The sequence below is a fragment of the Terribacillus saccharophilus genome (genome assembly GCF_002272745.1).
Lineage (GTDB): Bacteria > Bacillota > Bacilli > Bacillales > Amphibacillaceae > Terribacillus > Terribacillus saccharophilus_B.
In genome coordinates this window covers 81,292-98,331 of the sequence record NZ_NPBD01000018.1, presented here as the reverse complement: position 1 = coordinate 98,331, position 17,040 = coordinate 81,292, and the positions used below count along the sequence as shown (strand labels likewise).

Sequence of the window (17,040 nt, the reverse complement as noted above, 5' to 3'; positions counted from 1 at the left end):
CGTTCCTTGTGCTAGGATAGTGGCACAGGAGGAATGAACATGTTGATTTTAAAGCGAACAGCCAATTACTCATTATGCGCTGTTCATCTAGGTGTACTCGCTTTTTGACTGGCTGCATGGGAACTGCTTTTCACTAAGACAGGTTTGATAATTTGGGGAATTTCCGCATTATTAGATTAGGTGCCTTCTTTTTCATTTTGAGGAGACGTCGGCGCGAGAATATGCCCGATAGCAGTGATTGGATATTAAGTATATCAACTGTACTTATCATAGTGCTCGCACTCGTTTCTGTGTTAATTGAATATGCTATATCCTCCATGCCATAAGTAGTTAGAATAGCAACTATCATAGTGGAACAGAAAAGGAATAGCTAATTAGCTACTCCTTTTCACTGAAATCCATTATAAATCGGCGATGGCTCCTGACCATCTTTTCCGGCAGTCCATCAAGCGGGAAAAAGGCCAGCTGCATAGATTCCGCTTCATCAAGCATTAATTCTCCATGAAATTGACTTGTCTGGTAAACAATCGTAACATTATAAAATTCATCACCATTAGCAGCGACGGCAAAATTATCTTTACCGGAATACACATCGACCAGCTGCAGTTCCTCCACTGTCAGTCCTGTTTCTTCAAGGACTTCCCTGGCCGCTGTCTGTTCAGCTGATTCACCCAGTTCCATCAATCCGCCGGGCAAGCCCCATGTTTCGGGCGGGTGGATTCGTTTCTGTAAAAGGATATGCTGCTTTTCATCAAAAAGAAGGCATAACGCTCCGACTAAAATGACAGGCTGATGCCCGACGTACTTTCGAAGATTCTCCACATAGTTCACAAGCACATCCCCTTTCTCTCAACCAGTTTACCAAATCTTACATATAGCTGATAGAATTCTTTAATCTTAATATGATACAGTAACTATATCAGAACGAACTAGGAGTGATAATATGGAAAAAATCATGTTCATCCAAACCGGATTCGGTGTCGATGTTCACGGTCAGAACGTCACAAAGGCAGCAGTACGTGCAGTAGTCAATGCTATACATACAAACTCCATGCCTGGTATTACGAGTGTCCTGCCAGAAAACGATCTGCATAATATGAAGGTGAATGTCCGTTTGGCCGTTCCTGCGGATAAGGACAAGCTGGATATCGAGCAAGTTAAAGCCCGCATTCCATACGGAACTGTAACAGTAGAAGTAATTGATGGCGGTATGCTGACTACTAGTGCTATCTACTTGGAGGAGAAACAGGATAAAAACGACATGATGTATATCGTGAATGCCTCCGTCGAGACAGGATACTGATATGATCGAGCACAAGATCTATAATATGGTGATGATACATAACGAAGATCAGGTGCTTCTGTTAGACCGGCAGCATGATGACTTCAGCGGTTTCATCCCGCCCGGCGGGAAGGTGGATTTCCCTGAGAGCCTCACCGCAAGTGCCATTCGCGAAGTGAAGGAAGAGACAGGGCTGGACGTTTGGAATCTGGAGTATAAAGGTGTACAGCATTATGTGAATGAAAAACAGAATGTCCGTTATCTAATCTTCTATTATGTAACGTACTCCTTTTCTGGCACTCTGCTGACAAATTCCAGAGAAGGCAATCCAACGTGGATTCCGAAATCTAAAGCAATGAAACTACCGATGCAGGAGGTAGTCCGTACTGTTTTTCCGTTATTCTTCCAAGAAGGTACATTTGAGCTGTTCCTGCATGCAGAATCTGAAGTTTCTGATTACGCGGAAGAAATACTGCGTACATAAATAAGGGGGAAGCATTTCTACTTCCCCCCTTCTAATAATCAAAAATGAATTGATATCCAGTTATTGTAATTATATTTCTATTAAATAAGATAAATAGATAGGTCTATCAGCTCATTTTTCTAGTAAATGTAATATTTTCTGATCGCCTCTACTTTCCCAACTTTCCTCACCCTTCTACAAGTTTCCATATGTTTACGTTATTTTCAACTCTATTATTTCCCAACTTCTTTGCCAATCTTGTCGGATTATGTGAAGAAATCTCACGAAAACCGCATCATTTCAAGGTAAATACAGCTTTGCTTCCTTCCAAAGTACCATTGTAAATCTAGCAGACTAGTCGCTATACTACCCTTTAAGGAAAACTTTACCTACATATCTCATTTGTTTTCCGACTATTTAAACTATTAGCACAGGGAGAGTGACTTGCTTGAAGAAGAATAAATGGATGGCTTCTGCAATGGCAGCTGTTATCGGGTTTAGCACTTTTACATTATCATTTGTACCAGCGCAGGAAGCCGAAGCATCTACTGAAAAGGCACCAGCTGTAACGTACTCGCCGAAAGTCGCACAAAGCGGCGGCCCTTTCGACAGTGCAATTGCCAATGAGGATAAATTGATTGAATTGCTGAAGGAAGAAGGCAAAATTAGTGAAGATGCTACTGAAGCTGAAGCTCAGGAAGTATTGAACGCTTACCTCAAGGAGCGGGAAGAAAAAAGCGCAGAAGCTGCTAAGCAGCCTCTGCCGGATGAGCTGAAAGAGGCTGCAATCGATGAGTCAGTGGTAAGTGACACGGACAAACAAAATGGCAATGCTGACAATGCAGCAAGTGCTTCCAAAGAGGCATCGAAGAAAGGCAAAGATAAAGACAAGGATAAGGGAAAAGACAAGAAGAAAAATAAGAAAGTAGATAACGTGAAAGAAGAAGAGTATGACGGAGAAGTACGCGAAGACAAAGTTCTCGTCCTTGCAATTGACTTCCCTGATTACCAGAACAGCTCCATCACACCGGAAGAAACGGATATGTGGTATGAGGATTATACACATGATCACTTCCAGAACATGATCTTCGGTGAAGATGGCTATACTGGTCCGGATGGCCAGGACTTCACTTCCATGAAGCAATACTATGAAGCGCAATCCGGCGGCAGCTATACTGTTGACGGGGAGATCGCCGGATGGTACACAGCAGACCATCCTGCAGCTTACTATGGTGCCAACGATCCTGCTCCAGACGGCAGTGATACAGCTGCAAGGGAATTGGTGTATGAAGCCCTAACGAAAGCTGGACAAGATCCTAATGTCGACTTAAGCGAATACGATCAATGGGATCGCGATGACTATGATGGCGATGGCGTTTACCATGAGCCAGACGGTATCATCGACCACTTGATGGTCATTCACGCAGGTGTCGGTGAAGAAGCTGGCGGCGGAAGCCTTGGCGGCGATGCAATCTGGTCTCACCGCTGGAATCTTGGCGGACTTGTGGCAGTCCCTGGCGGAAGCTCCACAAGTGACCGCTTTGACGGACAGCTTGCTGCTTACGACTATACAATCGAACCGGAAGACGGAGCTATGGGAGTATTCGCGCATGAATACGGCCATGACCTAGGCTTACCGGATGAGTATGATACGAACTATACTGGCCAAGGGGAAGCTGTTGCTTATTGGTCCATCATGGCAAGCGGAAGCTGGGCTGGTGATGTACCTGGAACAGAGCCATCTGGATTCAGTGCCTATGCGAAGGAATATCTGCAAAACGCACATGGCGGCAACTGGCTGAGCGGTACAACGATCGAAGCAGAGGACTTGGATGGAGATAAAGTGGAACTGCTGCTGGATGAAGCTGTAACAAAAGGTACAAACAACGATGTAATTCGTGTAAACCTGCCGGATAAAGAAACAGAAGTAACTAAGCCTGCTAGCGGCACGTATGCTTACTTCAGCGGTAAAGGCAATAACGTTGATAACAGCATGACAACAACTGTTGATTTGTCCAGTTCCTCTTCTGCTGAACTGACATTTAAAACTTGGTATGATATCGAACAAGATTGGGATTATGCTTCTGTCAAAGTGAACGGGGAAACTGTTCCTGGCAGCATTACGACTACAGAAAACCCGAACGACCAGAACCCAGGTGATGGTATTACCGGAACGTCTGACGGGTGGGTGGATGCTACTTTCGATTTGAGTGCCTACGCAGGGCAGGAAATCGAGCTTTCCTTGAACTATTGGACGGATGTAGCTGTAAACAACGCTGGATTCTACGTGGATGACATTCAAGTGACAGCTGATGGCAGCTCTGTCCTGACAGATGATGCAGAAGCTGACAGTGCTTTTGATCTATCTGGATTCGCTCAAGATAAAGGCGTCTCCCTTTCCGAGCACTACTACTTGCTCGAATGGCGCACACATAACGGCGTGGACGTCGGTCTTGACCGTATCCGCCGTGGTGACAGCTTGATGAGCTACAACACTGGTCTTCTAGTCTGGTACGTTGATAATTCGTATGACAACAACTGGACTGGTACACATCCGGGTGAAGGCTTCCTAGGTGTAGTGGATGCCGATCAAAAGGGACTTTACTGGAGCGATAAATCAGTAGCATCCACTCGTTATCAAATTCATGATGCTGCCTTCAGCAAAGATAAGCCCGAAAAGATGTTCCTCGATTATCGTGCTACTAATGGCTTGACGCTGAAAGATAATCACACGAAGAGCTATGATAAGTTCAAGGATGATAAAACTTATTTGAATAAATCTCTTCCCGACGCTGGACGTAAAGTTCCAGAGTATGGACTTGAGTTTGAGGTCAAAGAAGACAGCCCGGATGGAACAGTCGGTAAGATTGAAATTTCCCGCTAAGATTAATAGCAAAGAAGGAACCCGTTCATTTACGGGTTCCTTCTTTTTTTGGTATCAGCACTCGGAATATAGTGCCTTTGCCTTCTTCACTCTCCACCTCTATTGTGCCGTGGTGCGCCTTGATAATAGAATGGCTGATAGAAAGACCAAGACCCGCACCGCCTTGCTGGCGTGCGCGTGAACTATCACTACGATAAAATCGATCAAATACATGTGGAAGGTGCGCTTCTGGGATACCGGATCCATTATCTTTTACGACTATTTCAACATCTTGTTCTGTTTTACCAAGGGTTATATCGATTTCTCCATGTTCAGGATCTGTATGCTGGACTGCATTATAAAATAGATTCAATAACACTTGTTTTAATTTGTCTTTATCAGCAGCTATTATCAGATTTTCATTTACTGAAAACCGTAATTTCCTGCTGCCAGCGAGCATATCAAAATGCGGCTTCATTTCCTCCAGAACAGGACTTACTTCCAGTTCCTGCAGTTGCATACCCTCAGCCTGGTCCAGCTTGGTGAGTAAGAGCAGATCCTCGACCAGCTCCTTGATCCGCTTCGATTCCTTGAGCATGCTCTCAAGCGCCGGATAGAGCTGATCAGGGTTCTTCGCAGCTCCTCTTAATAACACTTCCAAAAAGCCGTGAATGGAAGTGAGCGGCGTGCGCAGTTCATGAGAAGCATCCGCAATGAACTGCTGCATTTGTTCTTTAGCTTCTCGTTCCGACTGGAAAGAGCTATCGATTCCTTCAACCATTTGGTTAAAAGCGATCATAAGCCGTTTGATCTCGATTTGCTCTGAATCCTCTTCCATCCGTTCGGACAAATTCTCTGCACTCGTCCGCTCTACCTTCCGGATTATCCGATGCAGCGGATCGAGCGCTTTTTTAATCACTCGTGAGTAGAGCAGGATACCTGCAGCCAATGCCACGATAGCCAGCAGAAAAAATACCTGCTGCTGCCCTTTGATGACATCGTTGATTGATGCAGTCTCTGTCCCTGCCTGCAAATAACCGCTTATGTCGCCGAACCGTCGATCAGCAACAATGACAACAAGCTGCTCTTTTCCATCTTCATCCTCCATCACGATGTACCTGGCAGATTTATCATCCCTGCCGTTCATATACTTGCGAAGCTCTTCCTCATTCAAGCGCGGACTGGAGAGCCCGTTCTCCTCTGATAAATCTGTATAGTTCCCAGATGTATCGATTCTGGCTAAGGAACGATCGAAAAGAAATGGCTGATGCATATCATCACTTTGTTCAAGCAATGCTGGCGGAAGCGAATGCAGCTGTGACTGCATTGCATTTGCTTCATTCTGGTATAGAAAATCTTTCATTAAGAAGTATTGCAAGATACCGACGACTGTCAGGATAATAGCAAGAATAAGACATGATAAAGCAACAATCTGCTTATTCAAGGTTCTTGGCTTTAATTTGCGTAATCGCTTCATCTGACATCCAGGCGGTAGCCTGCCCCCCGGATTGTGCGGATCAACTGCCGATCCTTATCGTGAAGTTTTTCCCGCAAAGAACGGATATACACTTCTACAATGTTTTCTTCTCCGCCAAATGCATATCCCCACACTTTATCGAGGATAAGTGCCTTGCTCAGTACAATTCCATGGTTCATAGCAAGATATTTTAACAACTCGTACTCTGTCGGAGAAAACTGCAGCAGCTCTTCCTCCAAGTAGATTTCCTTGCGGCGATCGTCTATTCGTAAAGGACCTGCTACAAGTGAATCGCCCAGTTCCGGAAATTGATTGCGGATTCGTGCCTGCATCCTGGCGAGCAGTTCCTCAAAGCTGAATGGTTTAACCAAATAATCATCCGCACCGCCATTCAGTCCTTTGATGCGATCATCAACTTGATCCCGCGCTGTTAACATAATGATAGATAGTTTACGGCCTTGCTTTTTCAGCATCCGGCACACTTCAAAGCCATCCATCCCTGGCATCATCACATCTAATATGACGATATGAGGCTCGAACTGATCTGCTTTGGCAATAGCTTGCATACCATCAGCTGCGCTCTCGACAATATAGCCTTCATTTTGCAATCCAAGCATCAGGAACTGTGTGATTGTCTGTTCATCATCAACGACCAATACTTTTATGTTTTCCATCCTGTCATCCATTCTTCTTTTTATCTTTATTATGGAACAACTAACTGAAAACCAGCTGAAGATTCCCGATTTTTTCACTTTCAGCAAATCTTCAGCTAGCTTTCAAGTACACCTCAGCACGTGCCTCCATACTAGCAATTAGTCAGGTCGGACATGGCTCAGAAGCATTATAGCATGCCCGGAAAAGTAAAGGAGATGGCAGAATGAATTTCTTAAAACGTGCTTTCTGGAGTATGAAAGCAAAAAAGGGAAAGACCTTATTACAATTGGTAATTTTCACAGTCATATGTGTATTTGTCCTATCAGGACTTACGATTCAATCAGCAGCGAAAGCATCCAGTGAATTGGCAAGACAAGAGCTGGGAGGCTCTGTTACCCTTCAAGTTGACCGTGAAGCAGCGATGGAGAAACAGCAGAGTGAGCAAAGTGAGTCAGACGGACCGCCGCAGTTCACCAGCACACCAATCAGTCTCGATGATGCAGAGTCTATCGCGGCTTTAGATCATGTGATGAGCTATAACTATTCTGTTTCAGCTTCTGCTAATGCGGAAGACTTCGATATTATCGAAAGCAGTACATCCACAGACAGCAGTGATACAGAAAGCGAGCAGGCTCCTGGCAGCGACCAAGGTCGGGGCGGAATAGTACAAGCTGACCTTACTGTGAATGGTACGTTAACTAGTGATGAAGCAGAAAGTTTCAGTGACGGCGAAGCAGAAATCGTAGACGGTCGAGGCATTGAAGAATCCGATGCAGACAGCAATGTTGCGGTCATCGAACAAACACTTGCAGAAGAAAATGATTTAGCAGTTGGAGATACAATCAATATCAGCTCTGCAAGTGATGAAGATACAACACAAGAGTTAGAGATTGTCGGTATCTATGAAACAAGTTCTGCAGGAAGCGATCAAGCGATGAACTTCTCCTTCCTGAATCCATATAATACGATTTATGTTCCATATACAGCAGCAAACACGCTAAAAGGTGAAGACTACACTGATACTATTGAATCTGTAACCTACCAAATGGATGATGCAGAAAACATCGATGCATTCATTGCCGCAGCAGAGAAAACTGATGTCGACTTTGACGTGTATCAATTGGATGCAAACGATGATCTTTATCAGCAGATGGTAGGACCAATCGAAAACGTTGCTTCCTTCGCGAAAAACATCGTCTATCTTGTAACTATTGCAGGTGCGATCATCCTTGCATTGATCGTTATGCTTTCCATTCGTGAACGTAAATATGAAATGGGTGTACTAATGGCCATCGGGGAGAAGAAATGGAAGCTGGCAGGACAATTCATAACAGAGATCGTTGTAATTGCCATTGTTGCGGTAGGATTGTCTTCGATATTCGGAAATCCGATAGCGAACGTACTAGGAAATCAGCTATTGGATCAACAAACAACGGCATCTGCTGAAACTACAACTACGTCCTTACAACAAGGATCTCGCGGTGGCGGTATGATGAGCGGCGGTGGCCCAGGGCAAGCTGTCTCTGATGCGTTCAGTCAGCCAAGTGAAGCAATCAGCAGTCTGAATATTAATGTGACATGGGAGAACATATTGATACTTGGTGGTATTGGATTAGCTGTGGCTATCATTGCAGCGCTTATCCCATCCATCTCGATCCTTCGACTGCAGCCAAAAAACATTTTGACTAAACAAGAATAGAGAGCAGGGGTAAACATGACAGCACCATTATTGGCATTCAAAAACGTTGGCTACTGGTACACTGATAAACAAAATCCGTTATTCCAATCTGTGAATATAGATTTTCATAAAAATACATTCTATACAATCACCGGTACATCTGGATCGGGCAAGACCACCTTCCTGTCTCTGGCAGGAGGGCTGGACAAAGCCAAAGAAGGAGACATCGAATATGACGGGAAATCCATCCGCAAAATGGGCCTTGGCAATTTCCGGCACGATTATGTCTCGATCATTTTCCAGTCTTATAATCTGATTCCGTACATGACAGCTTATCAAAATATTGCTTCAGCAATGGCCATCACCGGAAAAAAAGTAGAGAATCAAGAAGATTATATCCTAAAAATGCTGGCAAAGGTCGGCATTTCCGAAGAACAAGCTAAACAGCGTGTTCTGACACTTAGTGGCGGGCAGCAGCAGCGTGTGGCCATCACACGGGCTTTCTGCTGTGACACCGATCTGATAGTAGCAGATGAACCTACTGGTAACCTGGACGATAAGACTTCCAAGGAGATAGTAAAGCTCTTTACCGACCTCGCTCACCAGGAGAACAAATGCGTTATCATGGTTACCCATGATCCGCAAATTGCAGCTCAATCCGATGTGACAATTCAGCTATCCAACGGCAGCTTCCGTATGCTGCAGCATGTATAAGACCATAAGAAATGCGTATCCAATTAAGGATACGCATTTTTTTATTTCCGTTTCAGCTTATAGCCGATAGATAGAATAATAACCCATATCGGCAAGATAAACAGCGCCAGACGGTAATCCGGAATAAAGCCCATAATTACAATTACTGCTACTAAGAATAGCAGTACCAAGTAGTTGGCTATAGGATATAGCGGCATTTTGAAAGATAACTTACTTGCTGCAGCCTTTCCAATTCGCTTCCGAAACGCTAAGTGGATGATGACAATCATGATCCAGTTGATGATAACGGCGATTGTTGCAATTGCCATCAGATAACTGAACACTTTTTCAGGGAACAGGTAGTTTATTACAACTGCTATAGCTGCTACTCCTGAGGATACAAAAATCGCTGCTACTGGAGCACCTGTCCGTTTGCCGACTTTCCCTAAGAACTTCGGTGCATTTCCTTGTTTTGCCAAGGAATGCAGCATACGTCCGTTACTGTAAAGACTGCTATTATGTGCAGAAACTGCTGCAGTAAGGACAACAAGATTCAGGATACCTGCAGCAGCCGGAATTCCGACACCATCAAATATCTGTACGAACGGACTGCTTTGGCCATCAATTTGATTCCATGGAAAGACGGACATGATAACAAGCAATGCACCTACATAGAAAATCAATATTCGATAGACAACCTGATTGATTGCCTTCGGTATCGTTTTCTTCGGTGTGTCCACTTCACCTGCTGTAATACCAACCAGTTCGACACCGCCGAAACTGAACATAACAAGGACAAGCGACAAAACAACACCAGTCAGTCCGTTCGGCATGAAGCCGCCCTCATCAAACAGATTAGAAAAGCCAGTCGGTACGCCGCCATTTCCAATACCGGTGAAGATAATAAGCAAGCCAAGAACTATCATCCCGATAATTGCGACAACTTTGATGATAGCAAAGTAAAATTCGAACTCACCATACAATTTAACACTCAAAAGGTTGATACCTGTAATCAAGACTAGGAAGCCGAATGCTGTCACCCAAGTAGGAACACTAGGGAACCAATATTGTACATAGATGCCGACGACTGTCAGCTCCGCCATACTTACTGCCACATAATTGAACCAATAATTCCAGCCGGAAAAGAATCCGAAGAAATTGCCTAAGTTTTGATAAGCGTAATAACTGATAGAACCGGAGTTCGGTGAATCTACAGAAAGCTCACCCAGTGCCCGCATGATGAAGAAAATCATAATACCGCCGACTAAGTACGCAAGTGCAATTGCAGGCCCAGCCAGTCCGATCGAGGAAGCAGAACCATAAAACAATCCTGTTCCGATTGCTCCGCCAAGCGCAATCATCTGCACATGACGGTTTTTCAAACCTTTGTGTAAATCATTTGATGCTCGATCATTTCTTGCCATGTCAATGCCCCTTGCTAACTATCTCTTTCATTGTTCTAATCTTCTTTTGTGAAGGCACCGAATGCTTTACCGATCGGAAGGACTGTCTGTCCATAATGACCGTTCAGCACTGCAGCAGCAGAACCATAGAAAGATAATAGTGAAATAATTAATTCCGCAACGCCCGCAAGCGTATGTGTTATTCCATATGCTATATCAAATGAACTTAAAGATAAACCGATAAATAGAAAATCAATAGCTACAAATATAAAAAATAGTACTTTATGTGTCCCCATAGCACCAACTGTCATGAAGAGACTGAATATAAGATATCCAATAAAAGCTACACCTAATTGGCGGCTGTCTGCGGCGGTTTGCAAGTTTTCCCCAAAAGCACCAAGCTGAATGAGCCAGCTCATGCCAACGCCGAACCAAAATAAACCGAAAGCACCAAATGCTGTTGCTCCAAAGATATTATTGTGTTTAAAGTCCTGAGCGGAAGCAATCAGCTGTGCAATGCCTCCTAAGAAGAATGCCCATGGCAGAACCATAGAAAGTCCTTCCGTCAAACCAAGTTTTTGCGAAGATGCTACTAATGTGACCATTGCTAGGCCAAATAATCCTAATGCGCTAGGATCGGCAGTCAGCACCTTTACTGTCTTTGTTGTTTCCAAATCTTTTTCCCCTCTCTAGATGCTTCTGTATAAATGAAAAATCGGGATCCCCTAGAAGTTTATTGCAAGAAAATTTAGTATAATTAATAAATCCGACTTGTCTAAATACAGAAGATTTTCTAATCATACACATTTTACAGGGGAGAATCCAGTCTATGAATATTTTTACAATTAAAGAAATGACAATTGCATCCTTACAAGCTGACTTAGCATCTGGAAATACAACATCAGTACACTTAGTTCAGACTTATCTAGAGCGCATTGCAGCAGCAGACTCCAAGGAAGGCGGGACAAATAGTGTACTGGAAATCAATCCAGATGCATTATTTATTGCTGAACAAATGGATATGGAAAGAAGAGAAGAAAAAATGCGCGGTCCGCTTCATGGCTTGCCCGTTTTAATTAAAGACAATATAGATACAGCTGACGGTATGCATACAAGTGCTGGCACCTTCATTCTTGCTAATAATTTCGCTACGCAGGATGCCTATATCGTGAGACAGCTGCGGGAAGCAGGTGCCATCATTTTAGGTAAGGTCAATATGACTGAATGGGCCAATTTTATGTCAGAGCCGATGCCAAATGGTTTCAGCGGCCGCGGAGGCCAAGTACGAAATCCTTATGGCAGCTTTGATGTCGGCGGTTCCAGTTCCGGCACTGGTGCATCTATTGCTAACAACTTGGCAGTGGTCGGCATAGGAACAGAAACAAGCGGCTCGATTCTCAGCCCTTCAAGCAGCAATTCATTAGTCGGAATCAAGCCCACTGTCGGACTAGTATCCCGCAGTGGAATCATTCCGATAGCGCATAGTCAGGATACTGCTGGACCAATGACAAGAACAGTTCAAGATGCAGCACTCCTGCTACAAGTGATAGCTGGAAGAGATGAAGCAGATCCAGCCACTCTTTCTGCTCCATCTCTTCCGGATTATACTACGTCTCTTCAAAAAGATGGATTGAACGGAAAACGTCTTGGTATAGATAAACAAACATTGGATAGTCTTACCCCGGAAAAACGAGAACTGATGGAGAAAGCTTTTACCGCATTACGCGAGCAAGGTGCAGAACTTATCGAAGTAAAAGTCCCAGAGATTACGAGGGAATCAAGTGTGCTGTATCATGAATTTAAGCATGGTGTAAATCGATACTTAAGAACGGTCTCCCCGCATCTGCCCGCGCACACATTAAAAGAAGTAATTGAATGGAACCGCATCAACACCGAGACTGCGCTTTTACACGGCCAAGATATTCTTGAAGAAGCAGAGAAGACAGATGGAACTTTAAAACAGACAGACTATCTACAGGATCGGTTAGCTGATATACGGGAATCCCGCACAGAAGGTATCGATCGAGTCATTGCAGGTGCAGAACTCAATGCGATCATATTCCCTAGCTATTATGGATGCGATATCGCTGCTAAAGCAGGTTATCCTTCCATCACTGTACCTGCCGGCTATACAGAGGCTGGTGAACCATTCGGAATTACGTTTACAGCTGGTGCTTTTGAGGAATCTACCTTAATAGAAATCGGCTATAGCTACGAGTGCGCTACAAAGCACCGAAAAGCTCCAAAATAATCCATTCTAGAATACAGTTGAAATCTCCCCCCTTGTATAGTAAAGTTAGGGAGGTTTTCAATTGCATAAGAACTCATTGATTTGCATAGGCACTCATAAATCAATGAGAATAGTACGCAGCTTGTACAAAAAGCTGCATCTGGACCGAGTAGGCTCAGAACGATCACGTGGGCTAATATACACGTGCTGCGCTATCTTAATTATTTTAGAATGATGCTGTTGTATATAATAAGCCGTTCAGATAGAGCAATTCTATCTGCTGCGGCTTTTTTTAGTAAGTCCACAACAACATGCCATACTATAGACGAGGTGAAAGAAGTGAGCAACAAAAATAACAACACAGCACCCGGCCTACAAAGAAAGCTCAAAGCCCGTCATTTAGGGATGATCTCCCTTGGAGGTACAATTGGTACCGGCCTGTTCCTTGCCAGTGGCGGTGCAATCAGTGAAGCTGGTCCTGGCGGCGCACTGCTGGCATACGCCCTCATCGGCTGTATGGTTTTCTTCCTAATGACCAGCCTTGCAGAAATGGCGGCCTTCATGCCTGTATCCGGCAGTTTCAGCACATATGCGACTAAATTTGTCGATGAATCACTTGGCTTTGCACTAGGATGGAACTATTGGTTCAGCTGGGCATCGACTATTGCAGCAGAGCTTGTTGCCGTGACACTGATCATGGATTTCTGGTTCCCGAATTCCCCATCTTGGATTTGGAGTGCAATCAGCCTAATCATCATGTTTCTATTGAATTATATTTCCGTTAAAGGCTTCGGGGAATCTGAATATTGGTTCGCATTGATTAAAGTAATCACCGTAATCATCTTCATTATTGTTGGTCTGCTTATGATTATCGGTATTTTAGGCGGGGAATCTCCAGGTTTCTCGAACTTCACGACAGGTGACGCTCCATTCAATGGCGGATTTCTTGCCTTAATTGGTGTGTTCATGGCTGCCGGCTTTTCCTTCCAAGGTACAGAATTGCTTGGTGCTGCCGCTGGAGAAGCTGATAATCCGAGAGAATCCATTCCTAAAGCGATTCGATCTGTTTTCTGGCGTATCCTGTTATTCTATATTCTGGCTATCTTTGTCATCGGGATGCTCATTCCGTATACAACAGAGAGCTTGGCAAGTGAAGATGTACAACTTAGTCCGTTCACGCTTGTCTTTGAGAAAGCTGGTATCGCTTTTGCTGCGTCCGTTATGAATGCAGTCATCTTGACAGCTGTCTTATCTGCTGGAAACTCCGGTATGTATGCGAGCACTCGTATGCTTTGGAACCTTGCCAAAGAAGGCAAAGCTCCTCGTTTCCTTGGAAAATTGAACAAAAACGGCGTTCCTGTAAATGCCTTGATTGGTACTGCAGTTGTAGGATGTGCGGCATTTCTTACTTCCTTCTTCGGTAACGGCGTCGTTTATACATGGCTTTTGAATGTAGCTGGTATGACTGGCTTCATTATCTGGATTGGGATTGCAATCAGTCATTATCGCTTCCGTAAAGCGTATGTAGCCCAAGGCTATGATCTCAAGGACTTGCCGTATACAGCGAAGTTCTACCCATTTGCACCAATATTCGCGCTTACACTGAGTATCATAGTAGTAGTCGGGCAGAGCGTATCTTCCTTTACAGAAGACGGTTTCGATCTTGGAGGATTCATCGCTTCTTATATCGGTATTCCAATCTTCCTTCTATGCTGGCTTATCTATAAAGTGAAATATAAAACGAAAATGCACAAACTAGAGGATGTCGATTTGACAACCCCTGATCATGAAACAGCCCCGGACTGAGTCCGAGGCTGTTTTTTAATAGTATCCTGGCATTGCCAAAATCATAGTGATTATAAAAATGAAATAGATGATGATAAATGCCTGGTAGCACAATCCAATGATACCGCATACCCTTCCTGCCAAATACAATGCCTTTGCAGCTTCTGTGTCTTCTGTTGTCTTGATACTTTTATTTGCGAATATAAGTGCAAGAATACCTGTTATGATTCCGATCACCGGAAGTGTAATAGACAGAATGCCAAGCGCCAGCGTGCCTGATGGTGAATAGCGTTTTTCCTCCATATTCTTCATCTCCTTCCTTCTTTTCATTTATATTCCCTTCCAACATGTCATTATAGCTTATTTTATTGATATAGAAAAAGCGCACGGAAAAACCCGCGCGCTTTTACTTATTTTAAGACGTTCTTCACTTTTTCGACAGTATAATGACTGCCACCTTTATCCTGGACACCTTCTACCATCATGCTGATCAGCATGTCCTGCTTATCGTAATCATAAGCAACGAACCAGCCATTTTCCGTACCGTTCTCATCATCCTGGCTTTGCTTCAACTCAGCAGTCCCAGTTTTACCTGCAAGTGTCAGACCATCCACTACAGGGTTATGCGCTGAGCCGCGTTCGTCTTCTACAACACCACGAAGACCTTCCGTAATAGCATCTGCACCATCTTTCGGCAGTACTCCTTCATGCCATACGACAGCTTCTTCTGCTTCCGACTTCAGCAATGTCGGCTTGATGAGGTTGCCATCATTGATGAACGGTGTATAAGATGCTGCTAAATGAAGCGGAGACATAAGCACTTGTCCTTGGCCATATCCAGAATCTGCAAGAAGTGTCTCGTTATCAAGACCCTCATTGGAGATAGATGACGTTGCCGTAGGGAATGCATAATCCAATTCCTCATCAAAACCGAAAGACTTCAAGCCTTTCTCGAAGTTTTCTGCTCCGGTATCCACCGCTGTCATAGCAAAGTAGATATTATCAGATGTTATCAGCGCATCCTCGAGATTCACATCTGATAAGCTCTCAGAAACACGTGTCACACTGTAATTCCCGAACTTGCCATCATTGTCCCATTTAAGCCCTTCGATATGCTTCTTCTCATCTGGTGTAATGACTCCATTCTCCAATCCAATAGCAGCTGTAAGCGGCTTGATAGTAGAACCCGGCGCATAAGCTTTGTTGAATTTAGCTGAAAACGGACTGTTCTCATCATTGGATAGTTTCTCGTATTCCTCATCATCCCACCCAAATATGAAATTATTAGGATCATAAGATGGTGCACTCACCAATGCCAGAGTAGCTCCAGTTTTCGGATCCAAGGCAACGGAAACACCGCTATCATTCTTTAACTGATCATAAATCTTTTCTTGCGTATTGATATCAATGGTCAGCTCAACATCTTCACCATTTTTTACATCTGTTTCAGCAATCACTTCTTGTTCATCGCTATCTTCCGAAACGGTGTAGATTTTCCATCCTAATGTACCGCGAAGCTGTTCCTCATAGACTGATTCCAAACCTGTTGAGCCAACAGAGGAATTAGCATCATAATTGGAGGCATTGTCATCCTTCTCAAGAAATTCTGCATCTACTTTCTTCACATACCCAGTCAAATGTGCTGCTGCTTCTCCATATGGATAATACCTTGAAGTAGTATCCGTACTCTGCACACCTGGAAGTGCAGTTACTTCAGTAGCTAAATCACGCTGATCTGGGCGTAATGTCTTAATTGGAACATCTACTTCATCCGTCACCCAACTCTGTTCCAGCAAGCTGTCAATCTCTTCCCGATCCATCTCAAGAAGTTCAGCCACTTGATCAAGCGTCTCATCTCGTGTCATCCCGTCACCTTCCAGCTGACCAGGAATGATACCTATAGAAGGAACAGTTGCGTTGAATGCAAGCTCCTCTCCATTCGTATCCAAAATCCGGCCGCGTTCTGGTTCGACAGAAGTGATGCGTACGCTTTCGTTGTCATTAAGCTGTGCAAAAATGTAGGAAGGATTCCAATTCACTTTCCATGCTGCACCATCTTCTCCATCTACTTTGACAAGCTCTGCATCCTTGTCGAAGTTAACTTCTCCAGCAACTGTCTGCATAGCTACAGACAAAGGCAATTGCTGCGTATCTGCATCTGACTTCTCTTCGTCCTCGGAAACATCACCAGCTGTAACTTTTAAATCGGATACGCCAGATTGATCATAGATATCTGTATAGCGTTTAACGAAATCTTCCTTGGAGATCTTCTTCTGCGATTCTTCTGTCAGCTGCTCGTACATTTTATCGAAATCCTGAGCGTTCCAATTGTCGACAAACTGATCAAGACCATCCTTTGCTGACTGATCATCCGAACAAGCAGAAAGCAGGAACATCATACTAATCACAAACAACAATACTGCTAATCGTTTCATAGTTCACCTTTCCTGTCTTTTTAAACTGTTCCCCAATTATAGCATAGGGAAGGAAAAACTTTGCAGGAAAAAACCAA

14 protein-coding genes are annotated in these 17,040 nt (G+C 44.0%); 7 read left to right on the top strand and 7 right to left on the bottom strand.

The features are described from left to right. Positions 1-378: 378 nt before the first annotated feature. The gene (locus CHH58_RS16630) at positions 379-831 is read right to left on the bottom strand and encodes an NUDIX hydrolase (RefSeq protein ID WP_095230521.1); all 453 of its coding nucleotides are present in this window, start codon (positions 829-831) and stop codon (positions 379-381) included. 112 nt (positions 832-943) lie between these two features. On the opposite strand from CHH58_RS16630, the gene CHH58_RS16625 reads away from it, so the two are divergent. The 3 genes from CHH58_RS16625 (at position 944) to CHH58_RS16615 (ending at position 4,629) form a co-directional block, all read left to right on the top strand. Continuing rightward, positions 944-1,303: a Lin0512 family protein gene (locus CHH58_RS16625; RefSeq protein WP_095219699.1), complete on the top strand. Its 360-nt coding sequence runs from the start codon at positions 944-946 to the stop codon at positions 1,301-1,303. A 1-nt stretch (position 1,304) separates the two neighbouring features. Beyond that, positions 1,305-1,766 (top strand): 8-oxo-dGTP diphosphatase, encoded by a 462-nt coding sequence (locus tag CHH58_RS16620; protein WP_249275163.1) that lies wholly within the window; start codon positions 1,305-1,307, stop codon positions 1,764-1,766. A 445-nt stretch (positions 1,767-2,211) separates the two neighbouring features. Beyond that, positions 2,212-4,629, top strand: a complete 2,418-nt coding sequence (locus tag CHH58_RS16615) for an immune inhibitor A domain-containing protein (protein WP_430980852.1) — start codon at positions 2,212-2,214, stop codon at positions 4,627-4,629. A gap of 25 nt (positions 4,630-4,654) precedes the next feature. Here the strand turns inward: CHH58_RS16615 and CHH58_RS16610 are convergent, their stop codons facing one another. Together CHH58_RS16610 and CHH58_RS16605 are read right to left on the bottom strand one after the other, a co-directional pair. Continuing rightward, positions 4,655-6,085: a sensor histidine kinase gene (locus tag CHH58_RS16610; RefSeq protein ID WP_095262870.1), complete on the bottom strand. Its 1,431-nt coding sequence runs from the start codon at positions 6,083-6,085 to the stop codon at positions 4,655-4,657. Then, positions 6,082-6,759, bottom strand: coding sequence for a response regulator transcription factor (locus tag CHH58_RS16605; protein ID WP_212551801.1), 678 nt, complete (start codon positions 6,757-6,759; stop codon positions 6,082-6,084). The genes CHH58_RS16610 and CHH58_RS16605 overlap by 4 nt, the downstream gene beginning before the upstream one ends. Before the next feature lie 203 nt (positions 6,760-6,962). On the opposite strand from CHH58_RS16605, the gene CHH58_RS16600 reads away from it, so the two are divergent. Beyond that, entirely contained in the window at positions 6,963-8,438 is a 1,476-nt protein-coding gene (locus CHH58_RS16600) for an ABC transporter permease (RefSeq protein WP_095262868.1), read from the top strand. A 15-nt stretch (positions 8,439-8,453) separates the two neighbouring features. Then, a complete protein-coding gene (locus tag CHH58_RS16595) occupies positions 8,454-9,131 on the top strand; it encodes an ABC transporter ATP-binding protein (RefSeq protein WP_095219694.1) in 678 nt (225 codons plus the stop codon). Between the two features lie 41 nt (positions 9,132-9,172). Here the strand turns inward: CHH58_RS16595 and CHH58_RS16590 are convergent, their stop codons facing one another. Together CHH58_RS16590 and CHH58_RS16585 are read right to left on the bottom strand one after the other, a co-directional pair. Further along, positions 9,173-10,534 (bottom strand): amino acid permease, encoded by a 1,362-nt coding sequence (locus tag CHH58_RS16590; protein WP_095230515.1) that lies wholly within the window; start codon positions 10,532-10,534, stop codon positions 9,173-9,175. Between the two features lie 35 nt (positions 10,535-10,569). Further along, positions 10,570-11,187, bottom strand: a complete 618-nt coding sequence (locus tag CHH58_RS16585) for an acetate uptake transporter (protein WP_095230514.1) — start codon at positions 11,185-11,187, stop codon at positions 10,570-10,572. 155 nt (positions 11,188-11,342) lie between these two features. Between CHH58_RS16585 and CHH58_RS16580 the strand changes: the two genes are divergently transcribed. Together CHH58_RS16580 and CHH58_RS16575 are read left to right on the top strand one after the other, a co-directional pair. Next, positions 11,343-12,764, top strand: a complete 1,422-nt coding sequence (locus CHH58_RS16580; RefSeq protein ID WP_170937672.1) for an amidase family protein — start codon at positions 11,343-11,345, stop codon at positions 12,762-12,764. Between the two features lie 213 nt (positions 12,765-12,977). Next, positions 12,978-14,549, top strand: coding sequence for an amino acid permease (locus CHH58_RS16575; protein ID WP_095233580.1), 1,572 nt, complete (start codon positions 12,978-12,980; stop codon positions 14,547-14,549). Positions 14,550-14,564: 15 nt separating this feature from the next. On the opposite strand, the gene CHH58_RS16570 is transcribed toward CHH58_RS16575, so the two are convergent. Both CHH58_RS16570 and CHH58_RS16565 read right to left on the bottom strand, forming a co-directional pair. Beyond that, a complete protein-coding gene (locus tag CHH58_RS16570) occupies positions 14,565-14,831 on the bottom strand; it encodes a hypothetical protein (protein ID WP_095233579.1) in 267 nt (88 codons plus the stop codon). 107 nt (positions 14,832-14,938) lie between these two features. Then, positions 14,939-16,963, bottom strand: coding sequence for a penicillin-binding transpeptidase domain-containing protein (locus tag CHH58_RS16565; RefSeq protein WP_095262867.1), 2,025 nt, complete (start codon positions 16,961-16,963; stop codon positions 14,939-14,941). Positions 16,964-17,040 lie beyond the last annotated feature (77 nt).

Excerpts from the sequence above, each read along its gene's own strand:
- CHH58_RS16625 (WP_095219699.1), top strand. The coding sequence starts at position 944 with ATGGAAAAAATCATGTTCATCCAAACCGGATTCGGTGTCGATGTTCAC.
- CHH58_RS16620 (WP_249275163.1), top strand. The coding sequence starts at position 1,305 with ATGATCGAGCACAAGATCTATAATATGGTGATGATACATAACGAAGAT.
- CHH58_RS16615 (WP_430980852.1), top strand. The coding sequence starts at position 2,212 with ATGGCTTCTGCAATGGCAGCTGTTATCGGGTTTAGCACTTTTACATTA.
- CHH58_RS16610 (WP_095262870.1), bottom strand. The coding sequence starts at position 6,085 with ATGAAGCGATTACGCAAATTAAAGCCAAGAACCTTGAATAAGCAGATT.
- CHH58_RS16605 (WP_212551801.1), bottom strand. The coding sequence starts at position 6,759 with ATGGAAAACATAAAAGTATTGGTCGTTGATGATGAACAGACAATCACA.
- CHH58_RS16600 (WP_095262868.1), top strand. The coding sequence starts at position 6,963 with ATGAATTTCTTAAAACGTGCTTTCTGGAGTATGAAAGCAAAAAAGGGA.
- CHH58_RS16595 (WP_095219694.1), top strand. The coding sequence starts at position 8,454 with ATGACAGCACCATTATTGGCATTCAAAAACGTTGGCTACTGGTACACT.
- CHH58_RS16590 (WP_095230515.1), bottom strand. The coding sequence starts at position 10,534 with ATGGCAAGAAATGATCGAGCATCAAATGATTTACACAAAGGTTTGAAA.
- CHH58_RS16580 (WP_170937672.1), top strand. The coding sequence starts at position 11,343 with ATGAATATTTTTACAATTAAAGAAATGACAATTGCATCCTTACAAGCT.
- CHH58_RS16575 (WP_095233580.1), top strand. The coding sequence starts at position 12,978 with ATGCTGTTGTATATAATAAGCCGTTCAGATAGAGCAATTCTATCTGCT.
- CHH58_RS16570 (WP_095233579.1), bottom strand. The coding sequence starts at position 14,831 with ATGGAGGAAAAACGCTATTCACCATCAGGCACGCTGGCGCTTGGCATT.
- CHH58_RS16565 (WP_095262867.1), bottom strand. The coding sequence starts at position 16,963 with ATGAAACGATTAGCAGTATTGTTGTTTGTGATTAGTATGATGTTCCTG.